Annotated in this window: 18 protein-coding genes and 1 tRNA gene; 10 read left to right on the forward strand and 9 right to left on the reverse strand. The window is 72.9% G+C overall.

Going from position 1 to position 19,099, the window contains the following annotated elements; translation table 11 throughout:
* Positions 1-197 precede the first annotated feature (197 nt).
* The gene (locus tag HTZ82_RS18865) at positions 198-869 is read right to left on the reverse strand and encodes a DUF461 domain-containing protein (RefSeq protein WP_175410591.1); all 672 of its coding nucleotides are present in this window, start codon (positions 867-869) and stop codon (positions 198-200) included.
* 659 nt (positions 870-1,528) lie between these two features.
* On the opposite strand from HTZ82_RS18865, the gene HTZ82_RS18870 reads away from it, so the two are divergent.
* The 7 genes from HTZ82_RS18870 to HTZ82_RS18900 all read left to right on the forward strand — a co-directional run bounded on the left by HTZ82_RS18870 (position 1,529) and on the right by HTZ82_RS18900 (position 8,539).
* Positions 1,529-2,011 carry a CarD family transcriptional regulator gene (locus HTZ82_RS18870; RefSeq protein WP_003953493.1) on the forward strand — a complete coding sequence of 161 codons (483 nt, stop codon included), beginning with the start codon at positions 1,529-1,531 and terminating at the stop codon, positions 2,009-2,011.
* Positions 2,012-2,323: 312 nt separating this feature from the next.
* Positions 2,324-3,064 (forward strand): 2-C-methyl-D-erythritol 4-phosphate cytidylyltransferase, encoded by a 741-nt coding sequence (gene ispD, locus HTZ82_RS18875; RefSeq protein WP_175410592.1) that lies wholly within the window; start codon positions 2,324-2,326, stop codon positions 3,062-3,064.
* The gene (ispF, locus tag HTZ82_RS18880) at positions 3,054-3,551 is read left to right on the forward strand and encodes a 2-C-methyl-D-erythritol 2,4-cyclodiphosphate synthase (RefSeq protein WP_175410593.1); all 498 of its coding nucleotides are present in this window, start codon (positions 3,054-3,056) and stop codon (positions 3,549-3,551) included. The genes ispD and ispF overlap by 11 nt, the downstream gene beginning before the upstream one ends.
* Positions 3,552-3,675: 124 nt before the next feature.
* Positions 3,676-5,073 (forward strand): cysteine--tRNA ligase, encoded by a 1,398-nt coding sequence (gene cysS, locus HTZ82_RS18885; RefSeq protein ID WP_175410594.1) that lies wholly within the window; start codon positions 3,676-3,678, stop codon positions 5,071-5,073.
* A gap of 99 nt (positions 5,074-5,172) precedes the next feature.
* Positions 5,173-6,123: a 23S rRNA (guanosine(2251)-2'-O)-methyltransferase RlmB gene (gene rlmB, locus HTZ82_RS18890; protein WP_175410595.1), complete on the forward strand. Its 951-nt coding sequence runs from the start codon at positions 5,173-5,175 to the stop codon at positions 6,121-6,123.
* 102 nt (positions 6,124-6,225) lie between these two features.
* On the forward strand, positions 6,226-7,812 hold the full coding sequence (locus HTZ82_RS18895) for a DoxX family membrane protein (RefSeq protein ID WP_175410596.1): 1,587 nt from the start codon (positions 6,226-6,228) through the stop codon (positions 7,810-7,812).
* A 136-nt stretch (positions 7,813-7,948) separates the two neighbouring features.
* Positions 7,949-8,539 carry an XRE family transcriptional regulator gene (locus HTZ82_RS18900; RefSeq protein WP_309235559.1) on the forward strand — a complete coding sequence of 197 codons (591 nt, stop codon included), beginning with the start codon at positions 7,949-7,951 and terminating at the stop codon, positions 8,537-8,539.
* 46 nt (positions 8,540-8,585) lie between these two features.
* On the opposite strand, the gene HTZ82_RS18905 is transcribed toward HTZ82_RS18900, so the two are convergent.
* The 3 genes from HTZ82_RS18905 to HTZ82_RS18915 all read right to left on the reverse strand — a co-directional run bounded on the left by HTZ82_RS18905 (position 8,586) and on the right by HTZ82_RS18915 (position 11,129).
* Positions 8,586-9,311: a nucleotidyltransferase family protein gene (locus HTZ82_RS18905; RefSeq protein WP_175410598.1), complete on the reverse strand. Its 726-nt coding sequence runs from the start codon at positions 9,309-9,311 to the stop codon at positions 8,586-8,588.
* Between the two features lie 37 nt (positions 9,312-9,348).
* Complete coding sequence (locus HTZ82_RS18910; RefSeq protein ID WP_175410599.1) at positions 9,349-9,771, reverse strand: hypothetical protein; 423 nt, start codon at positions 9,769-9,771, stop codon at positions 9,349-9,351.
* A gap of 221 nt (positions 9,772-9,992) precedes the next feature.
* A complete protein-coding gene (locus HTZ82_RS18915) occupies positions 9,993-11,129 on the reverse strand; it encodes an ABC transporter ATP-binding protein (RefSeq protein WP_175410600.1) in 1,137 nt (378 codons plus the stop codon).
* 184 nt (positions 11,130-11,313) lie between these two features.
* Between HTZ82_RS18915 and HTZ82_RS18920 the strand changes: the two genes are divergently transcribed.
* Positions 11,314-11,387 (forward strand) — tRNA-Thr (locus HTZ82_RS18920).
* A gap of 248 nt (positions 11,388-11,635) precedes the next feature.
* Entirely contained in the window at positions 11,636-13,150 is a 1,515-nt protein-coding gene (locus HTZ82_RS18925) for an MDR family MFS transporter (RefSeq protein WP_175410601.1), read from the forward strand.
* Between the two features lie 109 nt (positions 13,151-13,259).
* Here HTZ82_RS18925 and HTZ82_RS18930 read toward each other — a convergent pair whose 3' ends face one another.
* From HTZ82_RS18930 to HTZ82_RS18950, 5 genes are all read right to left on the reverse strand, one after another.
* Positions 13,260-14,651 carry an FAD-binding oxidoreductase gene (locus HTZ82_RS18930; protein WP_175410602.1) on the reverse strand — a complete coding sequence of 464 codons (1,392 nt, stop codon included), beginning with the start codon at positions 14,649-14,651 and terminating at the stop codon, positions 13,260-13,262.
* A gap of 14 nt (positions 14,652-14,665) precedes the next feature.
* The gene (locus tag HTZ82_RS18935) at positions 14,666-15,664 is read right to left on the reverse strand and encodes a zinc-binding dehydrogenase (protein WP_175410603.1); all 999 of its coding nucleotides are present in this window, start codon (positions 15,662-15,664) and stop codon (positions 14,666-14,668) included.
* Positions 15,665-15,774: 110 nt separating this feature from the next.
* Positions 15,775-16,275 carry a hypothetical protein gene (locus HTZ82_RS18940; RefSeq protein WP_175410604.1) on the reverse strand — a complete coding sequence of 167 codons (501 nt, stop codon included), beginning with the start codon at positions 16,273-16,275 and terminating at the stop codon, positions 15,775-15,777.
* Between the two features lie 54 nt (positions 16,276-16,329).
* The gene (locus HTZ82_RS18945) at positions 16,330-16,950 is read right to left on the reverse strand and encodes a response regulator transcription factor (RefSeq protein WP_175410605.1); all 621 of its coding nucleotides are present in this window, start codon (positions 16,948-16,950) and stop codon (positions 16,330-16,332) included.
* Positions 16,947-18,218 carry a sensor histidine kinase gene (locus HTZ82_RS18950; RefSeq protein ID WP_175410606.1) on the reverse strand — a complete coding sequence of 424 codons (1,272 nt, stop codon included), beginning with the start codon at positions 18,216-18,218 and terminating at the stop codon, positions 16,947-16,949. Before HTZ82_RS18950 ends, HTZ82_RS18945 begins: the two co-directional genes overlap by 4 nt.
* 278 nt (positions 18,219-18,496) lie before the next feature.
* Here HTZ82_RS18950 and HTZ82_RS18955 point away from each other — a divergent pair, with 278 nt between their 5' ends.
* Positions 18,497-19,057: a heme-binding protein gene (locus HTZ82_RS18955; RefSeq protein ID WP_175410607.1), complete on the forward strand. Its 561-nt coding sequence runs from the start codon at positions 18,497-18,499 to the stop codon at positions 19,055-19,057.
* The last annotated feature ends 42 nt before the right edge of the window (positions 19,058-19,099 follow it).

The raw sequence follows: 19,099 nt of genomic DNA on the forward strand, positions 1-19,099 counted from the left end.
CGAACCGGACCCGGGCGCCCCGCGCTACCTGGTGACGGTCCGGGGCCTGGGCTACAAGTTCGAGCCGTAGTCCGCGGGTCCGTGGGGCGTAGGCCCGCCCTGGGCCGCGGGCCTCACCGTACGTACGGCGAAGGGCGCCGCACCGAAGAAGTTCGGTGCGGCGCCCTTCGGCTGTGCGTGTGCGCGGGGCGTACGGCTCAGTGGCCGGCGGCCGGGGTCTCGGTCGCCGTGGCCTCGGCCTCCGGGGAGCCGCCCGGCGTCGCGCCCGGCGAGGCCTCGCCCGTGGCGTCCGGCGACGCGTCCGGCGACGCGGCATCCGTCGGGGAGGCCGTCGGCGAGCCCGCCGGGGACGGCGCGCCGGAGGGGCCGTACTCCTGGTAGTAGCTGGTCGCCGGGACGACGAAGGCCTCCAGCTTGACCTCACCCGTACGGCTGAACTGGAACGCGACGGGCTGCGCCCCGCCGAGCTCGGTGGCCTCGTGGCCGTTCTCGATCACGGCGGCGGGGTTGCCCTTGCCGCCGATGATGATCGAGCCGCCCGCGGGCACGGTGACCGGCCCCGAGCCCCCGGCGGCGGTGAGCTTCACCGTGCCGTCGGCGCCCGGCAGCGTGATGCCCTCCAGGACCTCGTTCTTGTCGCCGTTGTTGAAGACGGTGGCGCTCACCGTGGCGGGGCCTTCGGCGCCGGCCTCGGGCTGCGTGATCACGACGGCGTTCTGGATCTTGATGGTGCCGACGCTGACGGCTGCGTTGTCCGGCCTGACGCCGAGGGTCTGCGCGTCGTTGCCTGCCCCGCAGGCGGTGAGCGAGGCGAGCGAGATCACAAGGGCGGTGGCGGCGATGGCGCCGCGTCGAAGGCTGCGGCTCACGGCGGCGGCAACTCCTAGGACGTACGGACTACTGGACGGGCACGGTCGGTCTCTCGGTGCAACGGTGCGACCGTCCCTCGACCGGACCCGACAGGACCGGGTCTGAAGGGGCAGTCAGCGGGCTCAGGTTACCGACCCCGCCTCCCCGCCCCGCACCCGACCCGCCCCAGCGGCGCCCCGCACGCTCACCACCCGCCCCCCGCACGCTCTCCGCCGCGCTCCCCACCCCGCTCCCACCCGCTCCGCGCGGCCCGCCCCGGAGGCGTTCTGTTCGCCGTTCACTTATCCGCCTTGATCAATTCCCCGGCCGCCACGCATTCCTTACGGAAAAGCCACGCGTGATCAATTCGGGAAACTTCCGCGGCTTCCGTCCGTGCGAGTGACCGACAGCCGAACGGAGTACGGGAACTGGACGCCTTGGAACCCGGCAAACCAGGACATTTCACCTCTCCAGCGACCCTCCGGACGCGCGTAGCGGACCCGTTTCCGACCGCGCACAGAGCCGCTCCGACCTGCGAATACCCCCTTCCGGAAGCCCTCCGCAGCACGTCCCCGTCGCTGTTGTCAAGCCCCGAGATATGCCCTGACCTGCGAAAACGCCATTCAGAAGAAGCCGTTCTCGTGTTACCCTGGATAGCCACGGAAGGGGTACCTGTCACATGACGTTCAAGGTTGGCGACACCGTGGTCTATCCCCATCACGGGGCCGCGCTGATCGAGGCCATCGAAACTCGTCAGATCAAAGGCGTGGACAAGACCTACTTGGTGCTCAAGGTCGCCCAGGGCGACTTGACGGTACGTGTACCCGCGGACAACGCAGAGTTCGTCGGTGTGCGCGATGTGGTCGGTCAGGACGGGCTGGACCGGGTCTTCGAGGTGCTCCGTGCACCCTACGCCGAGGAGCCGACCAACTGGTCCCGTCGTTACAAGGCAAATCTCGAGAAGCTCGCGTCCGGCGACGTCATCAAGGTCGCCGAGGTCGTGCGCGACCTGTGGCGCCGTGAGCGCGAGCGCGGTCTCTCCGCCGGAGAGAAGCGCATGCTCGCGAAGGCGCGTCAGATCCTGGTGAGCGAGCTCGCGCTCGCCGAGAACACCAACGAGGACAAGGCCGAGGCCCTGCTCGACGAGGTCCTCGCCTCCTGAGCCACCGGTCACCGGTCCTGAGCCACCAGGACCACGGCCACACGCACACACATATGTGACGCGCACATGTGAATGCAGTGATCGCTGCCGCGGTGCCCGATGACATGCTGTGACTCCACAGCATCGTCGCCGGGCGCTGCGGCATGTTCGGACGGCCCCGTACGGACCCGCGGACCCGCACTCCCGGTCTCGTTCGCGGGCCGGCGCGCTCGCCCGACCGGTGTCACGGAAGGGTCCGGTCAGGGCGTCGCCGTCGGCCCTTGTGGCCATACCCATGTCGGCCGAGTCAACAAACCTGCCGGAGTGCAACCGATGACAGACGCAGCACGTCCTGCCCGTACCGCCGCGGTCATCCCCGCGGCGGGCCGCGGCGTACGGCTCGGGCCGGGCGCCCCCAAGGCGCTCCGCACCCTGGGCGGCATCCCCATGCTGATCCACGCGGTGCGCGCCCTGTCCGCGTCGCGGTCCGTGTCCCTGGTCGTCGTGGTCGCGCCGCCGGACGGCGTCGACGGCGTGAAGTCGCTGCTCGACGAGTACCCGGCGCCCGAGCGCACCGAGGTCCGCGTCGTGCCCGGCGGCGCCAGCCGCCAGGAGTCCGTACGCTGCGGCCTCGACGCGCTGCCGGACGACGTCACGACGGTCCTGGTCCACGACGCGGCCCGGCCGCTCGTGCCCGTCGAGACGGTCGACGCCGTCATCGAGGCCGTACGGGACGGAGGCGCGCCCGCCGTTGTCCCGGCCGTGCCGGTGGCCGACACCGTCAAGGAGGTCGAGCCCACAGCCGACGGCGCCCCCGAGCCGGTGCTCGGCACGCCCGAGCGGGCCCGGCTGCGCGCCGTACAGACCCCGCAGGGGTTCGACCGCGCGACGCTGGTCCGCGCCCACAGCGAGGTCACCGACAACGTCACCGACGACGCGAGCATGGTCGAACAGCTCGGCCTCCAGGTGGTGGCCGTCCCCGGCCACGAGGAGGCGTTCAAGGTCACCCGTCCGCTGGACCTGGTCCTGGCGGAGGCGGTCCTGGCACGACGGAGGGTCACCGATGGCTTCTAGCCCCATCCCCCTGGTGGGCATCGGCACGGACGTCCACGCCTTCGAGAAGGGCCGCGAACTGTGGTGCGCGGGCCTGCTGTGGGAGGGCTCCGAAAGCGACGGGTACGGCCTGGCGGGCCACTCCGACGGCGACGTCGCCGCGCACGCGGCGTGCGACGCGCTGTTCTCCGCCGCTGGGCTCGGCGACCTCGGCGCCCACTTCGGCACCAGCCGCCCCGAGTGGTCCGGCGCATCGGGCGTCACGCTCCTCGCGGAGGCGGCCCGGATCGTCCGGGCCGAGGGGTACGAGATCGGCAACATCGCCGTCCAGGTCATCGGCGTCCGCCCGAAGATCGGCAAGCGCCGCGCGGAGGCGCAGCGCGCCCTGAGCGACGCGGCGGGCGCGCCGGTGGCCGTGTCCGGCACGACCACCGACGGCCTCGGCCTCACGGGCCGCGCGGAAGGCCTGGCCGCCATCGCCACCGCGCTGGTCCTCCGCGCCCCGTAACCGGCTCCGCGCTGACCGGCTCCGCGCTCCGGAGCCGGCCCCGCGCCCCGTGACCCCGGAGCGGCGGTGCCGCAGGGGAGCCGGGGCGCGTCCCGCACCCGCCCGGGGCTACTACTCTTGTGGCGTGACTATTCGGCTGTACGACACCAGCGCCCGGCAGATCCGCGACTTCACCCCGCTCCGTCCGGGCTGTGTCTCGATCTACCTGTGTGGCGCCACCGTGCAGGCCGCCCCGCACATCGGGCACATCAGGTCCGGACTGAACTTCGACATCATGCGCCGCTGGTTCGCCTACCGCGGCTACGACGTGACGTTCGTCCGCAACGTCACCGACATCGACGACAAGATCATCGCGAAGGCCGCCGACCAGGGCCGCCCGTGGTGGTCGATCGGGTACGAGAACGAGCGCGCGTTCAACGACGGCTACCGGGCACTGGGCTGCCTCCCGCCGACGTACGAGCCCCGCGCCACCGGCCACGTCACCGAGATGGTCGAGATGATGCGGGGGCTCATCGAGCGCGGCCACGCCTACGAGGCCGACGGCAACGTCTACTTCGACGTGCGCTCCTTCCCCCGGTACCTGGAGCTGTCCCGGCAGGACCTGGACGAGCTGCGCCAGCCGTCCGGCGAGGGCGAGACCGGCAAGCGCGACCCGCGCGACTTCGCCATGTGGAAGGCCGCCAAGTCCGGCGAGCCGTCCTGGGAGACCCCGTGGGGCCGCGGCCGGCCAGGCTGGCACCTGGAGTGCTCGGCCATGGCGCACAAGTACCTGGGCGAGGCCTTCGACATCCACGGCGGCGGCCTCGACCTGGTCTTCCCGCACCACGAGAACGAGATCGCGCAGGCCAAGGCGTACGGCGACGAGTTCGCCCGCTACTGGGTGCACAACGCGTGGGTCACCATGAGCGGCGAGAAGATGTCGAAGTCGCTCGGCAACTCCGTCCTCGTCTCCGAGATGGTCAAGCACTGGCGGCCGATCGTCCTGCGCTACTACCTCGGCACCCCGCACTACCGGTCGATGATCGAGTACAGCGAGGAGGCCCTGCGCGAGGCGGACGCCGCGTTCTCGCGCGTCGAGGGCTTCATCCAGCGTGTGGTGGAGAAGGCCGGGCAGGTCGAGCCCGCCGCCGAGGTGCCCGCGGCGTTCGCGGAGGCCATGGACGACGACCTCGGCGTCCCGCAGGCCCTGGCGATCGTCCACAACACGGTCCGGCAGGGCAACAGCGCCCTGGCGGCCGACGACAAGGACGCGGCCGTCGACCGCCTCGCCGAGGTCCGCGCCATGCTCGGCGTCCTCGGCCTCGACCCGCTCGACCCGCACTGGGCGGGCGAGCAGGACCGCGGCCAGGACCTGCACGGCGTCGTCGACAGCCTCGTACGCATGGTCCTCGACCAGCGCGAGGCGGCCCGCGCCCGCAAGGACTGGGCCACCGCGGACGCGCTCCGCGACCAGCTCGGGCAGTCCGGGCTCGTCATCGAGGACAGCCCCGACGGACCTCGCTGGACGCTCGGCGCCCGCTGACGCACTCTTGAGTGTGCCGCCCGGCCTTCGCCTCCGCGTCCGGCCGGGCGGCACACCGACGTAGGTACGACTGTGAAGTTTGACGGAGACAGGTAGGTCATGGCCGGTAACAGCCAGCGCAGGAACCGCCGCACCAGCAACAAGAAGGGCGCGACGGTCGGCAGCGGTGGCAAGCGACGCCGCGGACTGGAAGGCAAGGGCCCCACGCCGCCCGCCTCGGCGCGCAAGGGCCATGTGAAGAACCGGGTCGCCAACGCCAAGGCCAAGCAGGCCGCGCGCCGGCCCGTCGCCCGGCGCGGCGGCAAGGGCCAGTCCGAGATGGTCGTCGGCCGCAACCCGGTGTTCGAGGCGCTGCGCGACGGCGTGCCCGCCACCACGCTGTACGTGCAGCAGTTCATCGACAACGACGAGCGGGTCCGCGAGGCGCTCCAGCTCGCCGCCGAGCGCGGCGGCATCCACCTGATGGAGGCGCCGCGCGCCGAGCTCGACCGCATGACGAACGGCCTCAACCACCAGGGCCTGGTCCTCCAGGTCCCGCCGTACGAGTACGCGCACCCCGAGGACCTGGCGGCCGCCGCGTACGACGAGGGCGAGGACCCGCTGATCGTCGCCCTCGACGGGGTCACCGACCCGCGCAACCTCGGCGCGATCGTCCGCTCCGTTTCGGCGTTCGGCGGCCACGGCGTGGTCGTGCCCGAGCGGCGCGCGGCCGGGATGACCGCGGGCGCGTGGAAGACGTCGGCGGGCACGGCGGCGCGCACGCCCGTCGCGCGCGCCACCAACCTCACGCGCGCGCTGGAGGCGTACAAGAAGGCCGGCATCACGGTCGTCGGCCTCGCCGCCGACGGTGACGCGGTGCTGGACGAGCTGGAGGCGCTGGCCGGCCCGGTCGTCATCGTCGTCGGCAGCGAGGGCAAGGGCCTGTCCCGCCTCGTCGGCGAGACGTGCGACGTCCGCGTGAGCATCCCGATGCCGGGCGGCGCGGAGTCGCTGAACGCCGGCGTCGCGGCGGGCGTGGTCCTGTACGAGGCGGCCCGGCGCCGCGCCTGAGCCTCGCCCGGCAGGGCATTCCGAGACCCGTCATGATCTTGACGGGTCTCGGACATTTCCGGGCCGTCAAGGCAGTGTCCTAAACGCCCATCACTCGGTTAGATGAGTGTGGACACCAGAACGCCCCGGCCCGGGTTCGATGATCAGCCTGCGCTGAGCATGGTCAAGGTGAACAGTGACCCCGCGCAGGTCATCGTGAACCACGCCAGTTTCCGGGTACAGCTCAACCCGGTCCAGAAGCCCCGCTTCGCCGACACCACCCGCGTGCCCGTCATGAGCGGTGCGGCGCCGGGTGCCGCCCGGCGCCGGGCGCCCGTCGTGTGGAGCGGCAAGTCCTCGCCCGGCGACCCCGGTGCGACGGGCCTCCTCCAGGCCGTGCGCGACTCGGCCACGCTCGACGCCCTCGCGGCCGCGGACGCGGGCGCCACGCAGGTCATCCCGCGGATCGGCCTCACCGACGACGACACGCGGCCCACGCCCGTCGTCGGCGGCCCGCGCGGCCCGCACAGTTCCGGGTCTCCGCTGCTGCCGCCGATGCGCCGCGCGGAGGGCGCGTACGACACGCCCGACGCCGACGACCTCTACGACGACGAGGACGACGGACGCGACACGGCGTACGGCCAGGACGGCCAGGGCGGCGGCGACAGCGCCGCCGACCAGAAGCACGCCTACTACCCCGGCCGCCGCATGAACCTCGGCGTCGTGCTGCTCCCGCTGCGCGTGTTCCTCGGGTTCATCTCCATCTACGCCGGCCTGGGCAAGCTCTGCGACCCCGTCTACTTCGACGGCGGCGAGCGCGGCTCCATGGTCAAGTGGCTGACGTCGCTGAACCCGTGGCCGCTCGCCGAGCCGCTGCGCGACTTCGCGCTCGCCCACCCCGTGAGCGCCGGGCTGACCGTGGCGTTCGCCCAGGTCATCGTGGGTGTCCTCACGGTGCTCGGGCTCTGGCAGCGGGTCGCCGCCGTGTTCGGCGCTGGACTGTCGGCGGCGCTGCTGCTGACGGTGAGCTGGCGCGCGATGCCGGTGTACGACGCGCCCGACATCATCTACCTGGCCGCCTGGTCCCCGCTGATCATCGCCGGGGCGCCCGTCTACTCCATCGACGGCCGCCTTGCCGGCGAGGCCTGGCGGACGCTCGGCCCGCGCTCCGCCCTGTGGGCGCTGCGCCGCCGTGTGCTGCGGCGCGGTGCCGTCGTCGCGGCCGTCGTGGTCGGGCTGACGCTCCTCATCGGCTCGGTGCTGGGCGGAGCCGTACGGTCCTCCGACCTGATCACCGTGCCGGGGCCGAACGACGACCCGACGAACCACCTCCCGGGCCGCCCCCTCCCCGAGGAGCCCAGCGAGGAGGGCTCCCCGTCGCAGGAGGCGTCCGAGGAGCCGCGGCCGTCCGAGTCCGCCTCCACGTCGCCCGAGGCGTCCCAGTCGGCCGACGCGGGCCCCACGGCCGGCCAGGACGGCGGGCCGAGCGAGACGGTCCGTGAGAGCGGCCGCATCGAGGAGCAGCGGCCGACCGCCACGCAGGGCGTCGGCCAGGACTCCCCGCAGGAGTCCGCGCCCGAGCCGCCGCCGACGACCAGCGCGGGCCCCACGTCCAGCGGCACCGGCGACGACAGCGGCTCCGGCGGCTCCGACGACGACAGCGGCTCGTCGTCCGGCCCCCGCAACCCCATCGGCGGCCTCCTGGGCTGACGCCCGGCCCCTCCCGACGCGCCCCCGCGGTGACCCGCCGCGGGGGTGCGCCGCGTCGCGTCGCGGAGACCCTGGTCCGTCCCGGAAACGGCAACGTCCGTTGCCGGTCCGGTGCCCTGCGGTCTCCAATGGGGCTGTGGACGACGACACACCCGACATCGCGCGGGCCCTGGCCGAGGTGGGCCCGCGGCTCAAGGAGCTGCGTACCCGGCGCGGTGTGACCCTGGCGGCGCTGTCCGAGGCCACCGGGATCTCCCGCAGCACCCTGTCGCGCCTGGAGACCGGGCAGCGGCGCCCGAGCCTGGAACTGCTGCTGCCGCTGTCGAAGGCCCACCAGGTGCCCCTGGACGAGCTCGTGGGCGCCCCGGAGGTCGGGGACCCGCGCGTGCGGCTGAAGCCGGTGAAGGGGAAGAACGGTACGACGGCGGTGCCGCTGACCCGGAGCCCCGGGCCCCTCCAGACGTACAAGATGGTGCTGCCGCCGTCCCGGACGGTCCCGGACCCCCGTACCCACGAGGGCTACGAGTGGCTGTACGTGCTGTCGGGGCGGCTGCGGCTGGTGCTGGCGGACCACGATCTGGTGCTCGGGCCGGGCGAGGTCGCCGAGTTCGACACACGGCTGCCGCACTGGTTCGGGAGCGCCGGGGACGGGCCGGTGGAGATCCTGAGCCTGTTCGGCAGCCAGGGGGAGCGGATGCACGTACGGGCACAGCCGCGGCGCCGCTGAGGGCCGTACGAGCCGCCTCGTAGACGCCGCCTCGCCGGGCGCCCCGCTAGCCGCCGTACGCGGCCAGTTCCCTGGCGGCCTCGGTGAGGTCCTTCGCCGTGTCGATGGCGCGCCAGTACGCGCCCTGCGGGATCGGGTAGCCGGCCAGGCGGCGTTCGCGGGCGAGCCTCGGGAACGTGGTGCGCTCGTGGTCGCCGCGCTCGGGCAGGAGGGCCGTGAAGGCGGCCGAGAAGACGTACACGCCCGCGTTGATCAGATACGGGGACGGTGGCGCCTCGATGAAGTCGGTGATGTGCCCGAAGGCGTCCGTCTCGACGGCGCCCCAGGGGATACGGGGGCGGGCGAGGGCGAGTGTGGCGGTGGCGTCGCGTTCGGCGTGGAACGCGGCCATCTCGCGCAGCGAGAAACGGGTCCAGATGTCGCCGTTGGTGGCGTACCAGGGCGCGTCGGGGTGCGGGAGGCGGGCGGCGGCGTACTTGAGGCCGCCGCCGCGGCCCAGGGGTTCGTCCTCGACGACGGTGGTGACGCGGAGCGGGGGCCGGGCGGTGGACAGCCACTCCTGGAGGACGCGGGCGAGGTGGCCGCAGGAGACGACGGCGTCGGTGACGCCCTCCGCGGCCAGCCAGGACAGCTGATGGCCGATGATCGGGGTCCCGGTTCCCGGGATCTCGACCATCGGCTTGGGGCGGTCGTCGGTGTACGGGCGGAGGCGTGAGCCCTGGCCGCCCGCCAGGACCACGGCTTGGGTCGGGGGTGCGTGCGTGTCGGGCACGGGCGATGCGGGTTGCGCCGGTGGGCCGGTGGGCCGGTCAGCCCGCGGCGCTGGCGACGCCGCCGGCGAAGGACGTGTCGCAGACCGGGCGCGAGTACGCCTGGGCGCGGGCGGGTCCGTAGTGGCGTACCGCGGCGGCGCCGAGGTCGCGGGCGATCGACATGCAGTACTTGGCGAGCGACGGGCTGTCCTCGACGGCGCGCTGGAGGTGCGTGAGGGCGGCGCCCGGGTCGGACTCCTTCATCTCGGCGATGAGGCGGTCGCGCAGGACGTCGTGGGCGGCGCGGGGCTTGGCCTGCACCGCGACGCTCTCCGCCTCCGCGGCCGCGGTGAGCAGTCGGGCGTCCGAGTGCTGGCCGGCCCACGGCACCGTGGTGACCGCGAGCGTTCCGGAGAGCACCAGGACGACGGGCAGGACGAGGGCGAGAGAACGGCCGATGCGGCGTGCTGTCTGAGTCACGGAGGCGAGCGTAGCGCTCAGTGAAGATTTGGAGACATTTAGTCACCCTCACGAGGGAGGGTTCTCTGCTCCTTTTCGCCTGGTGTGTTGACGAACGGGAGTCGAATTGACTGGTCTGCCGGGGTATTTGCCTGGCCTCAAGATCACGCAGCGCGAACGGCCCCGCGTCGGTGGACGCGGGGCCGTCGTGGTGGTGCGGTGTGCGGTGCCGCTCGCCGGCGTCAGTCGCTGAGGCGCTCGCCGGTGGAGGTCGAGAAGACGTGCATCTCGCCCGGGAGCGGGACGACGTGCAGCTCGGAGCCCTTCGCCGGGATGGCGCGGCCGCCGACGCGGACGACGAGGTCCTTGAGCTCGCCGCCGACGTGGGCGGAGCCGTAGACGTAGCCGTCGGCGCCGAGTTCCTCGACGACGTTCACGGCGACGGCCAGGCCGGCGGGCTCGGACGAGTCCTTGGACAGCGACTGGGCGCCCTCGGCGCCGCCGAGCTCGACGACGTCGAAGTGCTCGGGGCGGACGCCGACCGTGACGGTGGTGTCGCCCTTGTCGGCGGCGGCGCTGAGGGCCTCGCGGGACACGGGCACGACGCTGTTGCCGAACTTCACGCCGCCGTCGGCGATCGGGACCTCGACCAGGTTCATGGCGGGGGAGCCGATGAAGCCGGCGACGAAGAGGTTCGCGGGACGGTCGTACATGTTGCGGGGTGTGTCGACCTGCTGCAGCAGACCGTCCTTGAGGACCGCGACCCGGTCGCCCATCGTCAGGGCCTCGACCTGGTCGTGCGTGACGTACACGGTGGTGATGCCGAGGCGGCGCTGGAGCGAGGCGATCTGCGTACGGGTGGACACACGCAGCTTGGCGTCGAGGTTCGACAGCGGCTCGTCCATGAGGAAGACCTGCGGCTCGCGGACGATGGCGCGGCCCATGGCGACGCGCTGGCGCTGACCGCCGGAGAGGGCCTTCGGCTTGCGGTCCAGGTACTCGGTGAGGTCGAGGATCTTCGCCGCCTCCTCGACCTTCTTGCGGATCTCCGCCTTGTTCACGCCGGCGATCTTGAGGGCGAAGCCCATGTTGTCGGCGACGGTCATGTGCGGGTAGAGCGCGTAGTTCTGGAACACCATGGCGATGTCCCGGTCCTTCGGCGGCAGGTGCGTGACGTCGCGCTCACCGATCCGGATGGCGCCGCCGTTGACGTCCTCCAGGCCGGCGAGCATACGGAGGGAGGTCGACTTGCCGCAGCCGGAGGGGCCGACGAGGACGAGGAACTCGCCGTCGGCGATCTCGATCTCGAGCTGGTCGACGGCGGGCTTGGTGCCACCCGGGTAGAGCCGGGTCGCCTTGTCAAAGGTGACAGAAGCCATGGTGATGTGTCCCTTCACCGGCAGGAACGTGCCGGACGATCCGAGTAAAGGAAGGATGTTCAGGTCTAGTCCACGTGAGTGAACTCCACGTGACGCTACCCGGCGGGACGGCCCGTGTCAGCACTTCCCGTGCGGCGAAATTTTCGACCGGGCGAGCGGCGGGTCCGGTTACACTGGCCCGGCTGCCTCCTTAGCTCAGCTGGCCAGAGCACCGCTCTTGTAAAGCGGGGGTCGTCGGTTCGAACCCGACAGGGGGCTCCGGCGCGAAGGCCCCCAACCGATCATGGCTGGGGGCCTTCGGCATTCAGGTCCTGGGTACTTCCGGCGGTTGCTCTCCGTAAGCAGATGAAAATTCGTACAGATCTGCCCAACGATGCGGAAGACTCGCGCCGACCGATGACTTCTGCCGTGCGTGCCGGTCCTTACCGGTGTTGCCACCCACGTCCACGCCGACCGCCCCTGGCTGTGAGGCGACTGTGACCAGGAACCCCCAGCGAGGTGCTGTCATGTCAGTTGCGATGCAAGAACGGCCGACCGGGAAGGCGGGCCGCACACCGGCGGTGGTCCGGCTGCTGGTGCTGGCCACGTTCGTCGTGATCCTCAACGAGACCATCATGATCAACGCCATCCCGCGGTTGATGGACTCGCTGAGGATCACCGAGCAGTCGGCGCAGTGGGTGTCCACCGCGTTCATGCTCACCATGGCGGCTGTGATTCCGGTCACCGGCTGGTTCCTTCAGCGGGTCACCACCCGCCAGGCCTTCGCGATAGCCATGGGCGTGTTCCTCGCAGGGACCGCCCTGTCCGCCGTCGCGCCGTTCTTCGAAGTGCTGCTGCTGGGCCGGATCGTGCAGGCCGCGGGCACGGCCGTGATGATGCCGCTGCTGATGACCACGTTGATGGTCGTGGTGCCCGAGCAGGACCGCGGCCGGGTGATGGGCAACGTCACCCTGGCGATCTCGGTGGCGCCCGCGCTCGGGCCCGCCGTGTCCGGGCTGATCCTGCAGGCCGGCTCCTGGCGGCTGCTGTTCGCGGTCGTCCTGCCGATCGCGGCTCTCGTGACCGTCCTCGGGCTGCGCAAGATGGAGAACATCGGCGACCCGCAGGTGAGTTCCATCGACTGGCTCAGCGTCGGAGTGGCGGCGCTCGGCTTCGGCGGCCTGGTGTACGGACTGAGCCTCTTCGGCGAGGGCCACGGCGGGGTCGGCACAGGTGTCGGCATCACGACCGCCGGGGTCGCGGCCATCGGGCTGTTCGTGTTCCGCCAGCTGAGGCTGCAGCGCGGCGGTGTCCCTCTGATGGACCTGCGCGCCCTCCGGCACCGCACCTACACCCTGTCCCTGGCCCTCATGTCCATCGGGTTCCTGGCGATGATGGGCGCGATGATCCTGCTGCCGCTGTACCTGCAGAACCTGCGCGGGCTCAGCCCGCTGGAGACCGGGATGCTGGTCATGCCGGGCGGCCTGCTCATGGGTCTGCTGGGGCCGACCATCGGGAAGGCGTTCGACCGGTTCGGCAGCCGGCCGCTCGTGCTGCCCGGCTCGATCGGCATGGCGGTCGGCCTCGCCGGGTTCACCCAGGTCTCGATGACGATGCCGTACTGGCTGATCCTCGGGCTGCACGCGCTGCTGATGGTCAGCCTCGCGGCGACGTTCACTCCGTGCTTCACGCTCGGCATGGGCGGGCTTCCGCCGCACCTGTACTCCCACGGCAGCTCGATACTCGGGACGCTGCAGCAGGTCGCGGCGGCGTTCGGGACCGCGCTCGTGGTCACCGTGATGTCCGCGCGCACCAGCCGGCTCGTCGCCGACGGCGCCGAGGCGGTGCCGGCACAGGTGAGCGGGATGAAGCTGGCCTTCGGGGTCGTGGCCGTTCTCGCCCTGGTGGCGGTCGTCGTCGCGGCGAGGCTGCCGAACCGGATCGCGGGTGCTGACACCCAGGACCGGGGCAGCACCGACGCGGACCTGCCGGCCGACGGACACCCCGCTCACGTCAAGTCCGCCTCCGTCGACGAGACCTGAGGAGCACGCACATCGGGGACTGTTCGGTGCCGATGACGTGGAGACGATGACCCGCCCCCAACGGCCGCGCCCAGCTCGTGCTCCCCGTGTCCGGGGCCTTCGGTGCCGGTCAGCGGCGGCCTGAGATGCGGTCGGCGAGGGTGGCCAGGCGGGGGGTGGTGGGGGTGTGGGCGGTGGCTTCCTGGCGGTCGGCGTGGCGGTAGGCGGCGTACAGGGTGTGGACGCCCAGCCAGCGGAGGGGTTCGGGTTCCCAGGTGCGGACCTTGTGGTTGACCCAGGGGAGCGTCGTCAGGTCGGTGGGGCCCGACTGGCCGGAGTCCTGCTGGATGAGGTCGCGGAGGGTGCGGGCGGCGAGGTTGGCGGTGGCGACGCCCGAGCCGACGTAGCCGCCGGCCCAGCCCAGGCCGGTGGAGCGGTCGAGGGTGACCGTGGCGCACCAGTCGCGGGGGACGCCGAGCACGCCGGACCAGGTGTGGGTGACGCGCGCGCCGGCGAGCTGGGGGAACAGGCGGGTGAGGATCTCGCGGAGGCCGCGGAGGGTCGCCTCGTCCGTGCGGCCGTCGGTGTCGGTCCTGGAGCCGAAGCGGTACGGGACGCCGCGGCCGCCGAGCGCGATGCGGTCGTCGGCGGTGCGCTGGGCGTACATGTAGGCGTGCGCCATGTCGCCGAGGGTCTCGCGGTTCTCCCAGCCCAGTTCGGCCCAGAGGGACGCGGGGAGCGGCTCGGTGACCAGCATGGAGCTGTTCATGGGGAGCCAGGTGCGGCGGTGGGACTTCAGGGATGCCGTGAAGCCCTCGGTGCAGCGCAGGACGTACGGGGCGCGGACGGTGCCGTACGGGGTGACGGCGTGCTTCGCCCGGATCTCCGTGACCGGGGTGTTCTCGTGGATCCGTACGCCCAGCGACTCGACCTTGGCCGCGAGGGACTTGACGAGCTTGGCCGGCTGGATGCGGGCGCCGTGCGGGGTCCAGGAGGAGCCGACGGCGCCGTGCAGGCGGACGCGTTCGGCGGTCTCGCGGGCTCCGTACAGCTCGCGGTCCTTCTCGCCGAAGGCCAGCTCGACGGTGTGGAAGTCCTTCAGGCGGGCCAACTGGGCGGGGTTGTAGGCGACTTCGAGGACGCCGCCCTGGTGGATGTCCGCGTCGATGTCCTCGTCGGCGGCGACCCTGACGACCTCGGCGACGGTGTCGTTCATGGCCTGCTGGAGGCGTACGGCGGCCTCGTGGCCGTGCCGGCGGGCGTAGCGGGCGCGGCCGGCGATGCCGTTGTAGAGCCAGCCGCCGTTGCGGCCGGAGGCGCCGTAGCCGCAGAAGCGGGCCTCCAGGACGACGATGTTGAGGAACGGGACGGCCTTCTTGAGGTAGTACGCGGTCCAGAGGCCCGTGTAGCCGCCTCCGACGATGCAGACGTCGGCGGTGGCGTCGCCGGGAAGCGGCTCGCGGGGCACGGGGATGCCCTCCTGCGCGTACCAGAACGAGATACCGCCGTTGATCGTGTCCATGGCGGGGGACGTTACTACGGGATCAGGACCACCTTGCCCGTCGTGCGCCGGTTCTCCAGGGCGCGGTGGGCCTCCGCCGCCTCCGAGAGCGCGAAGCGCCGGACGGCGGGGCGGAGTCGTCCGGCGGCGGCTTCGGCGAGGGCGCGGGTCTCCAGGGTGCGGATGTCGCCGCCCGCCTTCTGGAGCATGACCGGGCCGAGCACCTGTTCGGACGTGATGCCGCGGGCGGTGAGTTCGGCGGGCGTGAAGGTGAGCGGCTCGCCGTCGTGGAGGCCGCGGCTGGACCAGCCGAAGACGATGTGCCGGCCACCCGGGCCGAGGAGGCCGACGGCCGCGCGGCCCGTGTCGCCGCCCACGGAGTCGTACACGACCGTCGCCTTCCGGTCGCCGAGGAACGCCCTCGCCTCGGCCGGCCAGTCGGGGCGGGTGTAGTCGATGGCCGTGTCGGCGCCGTTGGCGCGGACGAGGGACGTCTTGCGGGGGCCGCCCGCCAGGCCGATGACGGTGGCGCCGGCGTTCTTCGCGTACTGGACGAGGAGGGTGCCGATGCCGCCGGCCGCGGCCGGGACGACGACGAGGTCGGCGGGGGTCAGTTCGGTGAACTGGACGATGCCCAGGGTCGTGCGGCCGGTGCCGATCATGGCGACGGCCTCGGCCGCGTCGAGGCCCGGCGGGATGGCGTGAAGCCTGGCCGCGTCCGTGACGGCCAGTTCGGCGTAGCCTCCGGGCGCGAAGCCGAGGTGGGCGACGACCCGCCGGCCGAGCCACGCCGGGTCGGTGCCCTCGCCGAGCGCGTCGACGGTGCCGGCGACCTCGCGGCCGGGAACGGTGGGGAGTGCGGCGGGTGCGGGGGCGGGGCCGGTCATGCCCTCGCGCAGGGCGGTGTCCAGGAGGTGGACCCCGGCGGCCGCGACGGCGATCCGCACCTGGCCGGGTGCCGGGACGGGGTCGGGGGTCTCCTCGTACGTGAGGTTCTCGGCGGGGCCGAAGGCGTGGAGGCGGATCGCGTGCATGGCTGCGGTCTCCTGTTCGGTGGCTGTCGCTTCGTTCGTTTCGGTCGCTTCGTACGAAGGGCAGCCTTCGGCCTCAAGTTTGGTTGAGGTCAAGCCCTGCGGGCCCGGGTTCAGGGGACGCGCGGGAAACGGGCCTGGAGGTCCCAGATCACCGGGTTGTCCGCCAGGCCCTCGTGCATGTCCGTGAGGTCCGCGATCAGGTCGTGCAGGAAGTCCCGGGCCTCGCGGCGCAGCACGCTGTGGCCGAACGTGAGCGGCGGCTCGTCGCCCGGCATCCAGTCGGCCTCGACGTCGACCCAGCCGAAGCGGCGCTCGAACAGCATCCGGTCCGTCGACTCCGTGAAGTCCAGCTCCGCGTACTGCGGTTGCGCCGCGCGGCTGCCGCGCGGGTCGCGGTCCAGCCGCTCGACGATGTCGCACAGCGCCCACGCGAAGTCGAGCACCGGCACCCATCCCCAGGCTGTGGACAGCTCGCGGTCGGTCTCGGTGTCGGCCAGGTAGACGTCCCCGCAGAACAGGTCGTGGCGGAGCGCGTGGACGTCAGCACGGCGGTAGTCCGTCTGCGGCGGGTCGGGGAAGCGGCGGGAGAGCGAGTAGCCGATGTCGAGCACGTACGCGATGGTGTCACGTCCCGCGCCGCCCGCCCGCCCCGGCCGGACCCGGCGTCAGGGCAGGAGGCGTTGTTCCTTCGCCACCGCGACCGCGCCCGCGCGGGTGTCCACGCCGAGTTTGGTGTAGATGCGGCCCAGGTGGGTCTTGACCGTGGCCTCGCTGATGAAGAGGGCGCGGGCGATCTCGCGGTTGCCGAGGCCACGGGCGAGCTGGCCGAGGATGTCGCGTTCGCGGGCGGTCAGGGCCGGGGCCGCCGCGCCGCGCATCCGGTCCATGACGCGGCCCGCGACCGGGGCGGACAGGGCGGTGCGGCCCTGGGCCGCGGCGCGGACGGCGGCGAACAGCTCCTCGGGGCGCTCCGCCTTCAGCAGGTAGCCGGTGGCGCCCGCGTCGATGGCGCGGGTGATGTCGGCGTCCGTGTCGTACGTGGTGAGGACCAGCACCCGCACCCCGGAGGCGGCGATCCGGCGCGTGGCCTCCACGCCGTCGATGCCCGGGCCGAGCTGGAGGTCCATCAGGACGACGTCGGGGCGCAGCTTGGCCGCCATGGCGACGGCCTCCTCGCCGCCGCCGGCCTCACCGGCCACCTCGAAGTCGGGTTCGCTGCCGAGCAGCGCCAGCAGGCCGGCGCGTACGACGGCGTGGTCGTCGCAGAGGAGGATCCGTACGGTCATCGGCGTCGCTCCTGGTGCGGGCGCGGGTCCAGCGGGTCCTGTGGGTCGTGCGGGTCCTGTGGGGCGTGCGGGTCCTGCGGGTCCTGCGGGTTCAGGGGGATCGCGGCCGACAGCACCGTGCCCTCGCCGGGTGCCGACTCGACGGTCAGGGTGCCGCCCAGGTGCGCGAGCCGGGCGCGCATCGCCGGGAGGCCGTGGCCGCGTCCGCCGCCCGAGGCGCGGCGGCCCCTGGCGGCCTCCGGGGCGAAGCCGCGGCCGTCGTCCGCGACGTCCAGCACGACCTGGTCGTCCAGGCGCGTGAGCGTGAGCGCGGCCCGGGTGGCCCCGGCGTGCTCCCGTACGTTCGCCAGGGCGCCCTGCGCGATCCGCAGCAGCGCCGACGCCACCGGGTCCGGGAGCGGGGCGCTCGTACCGGCCGCGCCCTCCGCGCCCTCCGCGTCCCCCGCGTGCCCCGCGTCCTCCGCGTGGAACCGCACCTCCAGGCCCGGCGCGGTCTCGCGGGCCGCCAGCGCGGCCAGCGCCTGCGCGAGGTCGCCGCCCGACGCCAGGTCGGCGGGGGCCAGGTCGTGGACGAAGCGGCGGGCCTCGGCCAGGTTGTGCTCCGCGATCGACGCGGCCGTACGGACGTGGCGGCGGGCCGTCGCCGGGTCGCCGTCCCAGGTGCGCTCGGCGGCCTGGAGCAGCATCCGCTGGCTCGACAGGCCCTGGGCCAGCGTGTCGTGGATCTCCATGGACAGCCGCTGCCGCTCCGCGAGGGTGCCCTCGCGCCGCTCGGTCGCCGCCAGTTCGCGGCGGGTGCGGATCAGGTCGCCGATGAGCGCCCGCTGGCGGTCGGCCTGCCGCTGGGCGTGCACGAACACGGCCGTCGCGATGGCCGCCACGGCGGGCGGCGCGGCCAGCAGCACCGGGTCGACGCCGCCGTCCGCGAGCTTCTGCAGCGCGGCCACCACGAACACGGCGAGCACCGCCACCAGCACCAGCGCGGCGCGCGGCCGCAGCGTCCGCAGCCCGGTGTACAGCAGCGGTACGGCGCAGAGCGCGAAGCTCGGCGCCAGGACCACGAGGACCGTCCACACGGCCACCACGGCCGCCAGCCACACCAGCCGCCTCCGCGCCGCCCGGGGTTCGAGGAGGGCGGGCTCCAGGACGTACAGGACCGCCAGCGCGCCCGACAGGGCGACGACCCAGCCGCCCAGGTCCGCCCACGGGTGGCGCAGCAGGAACCGGGCCAGCGACGCGGCGAGCAGCACGAAGAACGCGGCGTGCATGACCCGCGCCAGCCACCGTGCGTCCTGCTCGTGCTCCTGGCCCGGCTCCTGCTCCTGGCCCGGGTCGTGCTCCTGGCCCTGCCCTTGTTCCTGCTCCTGCGCTTCCTCATGTGACACGCCCCCATCCTCCGCCCGCCCGGGCCATCCGGCATCAACCGATCGGCCGACCCCCTGGTCGACCCGTCCGGCGACGCGAAACCGCAGGTCACGGCCGCAGTATCGAGTCAGGGAGCAGAACAGCGCCCCCACACCGACCCGAGGAGCAAGCCGTGAAGCACGTGAAGAAGATGTCCCTGCGCGCCCGTGTCCTGACCGGTGCCGTCGCCGCCGCCGCGCTCTCCGCCGGCACCTTCGGCGCCCTGTCCGCGAACGCCGCCCAGCCCGCCGCCGCGCCCCAGAAGCCGGCCGCCACCGCCGACGTGTCGGGCCGCGACGTCCACCGCACCAGCCACCTCACCGCCGCCGCCGCGACCCGCGCCGCCCAGGCCGTCCTGAAGGCCGCCGCCGAGGACAACCAGCGCGTCACGGTCGCCGTCGTCGACCGCAACGGCAACACGATCACCGTCGTACGCGGCGACGGCGCGGGCCCGCAGTCGTACGAGTCGGCCGAGCGCAAGGCGTTCACCGCCGTCTCCTGGAACGCGCCCACCTCCGAGCTGGTCGAGCGCCTGGAGAACGCGCCGAACCTGAAGGACATCCCCGGCACCCTCTTCCTCGGCGGCGGCGTCCCGGTCGCCGTCGACGGCGCGCCCGTCGCGGGCATCGGCGTCGCGGGGGCGCCCAGCGGCGCACTCGACGAGAAGTACGCGCAGGCGGGTGTCGCCGCGCTCGCCCGCTGACGCCCTCGGCCTACGATCAGCGGGTGGACCGGATATCTGTAC

It is taken from the genome of Streptomyces sp. TRM64462 (genome assembly GCF_013362995.1).
In the GTDB taxonomy this organism is placed as follows: Bacteria; Actinomycetota; Actinomycetes; order Streptomycetales; family Streptomycetaceae; genus Streptomyces.

What these genes read in the sequence shown, in the direction of transcription:
- HTZ82_RS18870 (WP_003953493.1), top strand. Translation starts at nt 1,529, where the DNA reads ATGACGTTCAAGGTTGGCGACACCGTGGTCTATCCCCATCACGGGGCC.
- ispD (WP_175410592.1), top strand. Translation starts at nt 2,324, where the DNA reads ATGACAGACGCAGCACGTCCTGCCCGTACCGCCGCGGTCATCCCCGCG.
- ispF (WP_175410593.1), top strand. Translation starts at nt 3,054, where the DNA reads ATGGCTTCTAGCCCCATCCCCCTGGTGGGCATCGGCACGGACGTCCAC.
- rlmB (WP_175410595.1), top strand. Translation starts at nt 5,173, where the DNA reads ATGGCCGGTAACAGCCAGCGCAGGAACCGCCGCACCAGCAACAAGAAG.
- HTZ82_RS18895 (WP_175410596.1), top strand. Translation starts at nt 6,226, where the DNA reads ATGAGTGTGGACACCAGAACGCCCCGGCCCGGGTTCGATGATCAGCCT.
- HTZ82_RS18915 (WP_175410600.1), bottom strand. Translation starts at nt 11,129, where the DNA reads ATGGCTTCTGTCACCTTTGACAAGGCGACCCGGCTCTACCCGGGTGGC.
- HTZ82_RS18925 (WP_175410601.1), top strand. Translation starts at nt 11,636, where the DNA reads ATGTCAGTTGCGATGCAAGAACGGCCGACCGGGAAGGCGGGCCGCACA.
- HTZ82_RS18930 (WP_175410602.1), bottom strand. Translation starts at nt 14,651, where the DNA reads ATGGACACGATCAACGGCGGTATCTCGTTCTGGTACGCGCAGGAGGGC.
- HTZ82_RS18935 (WP_175410603.1), bottom strand. Translation starts at nt 15,664, where the DNA reads ATGCACGCGATCCGCCTCCACGCCTTCGGCCCCGCCGAGAACCTCACG.
- HTZ82_RS18945 (WP_175410605.1), bottom strand. Translation starts at nt 16,950, where the DNA reads ATGACCGTACGGATCCTCCTCTGCGACGACCACGCCGTCGTACGCGCC.
- HTZ82_RS18950 (WP_175410606.1), bottom strand. Translation starts at nt 18,218, where the DNA reads ATGCACGCCGCGTTCTTCGTGCTGCTCGCCGCGTCGCTGGCCCGGTTC.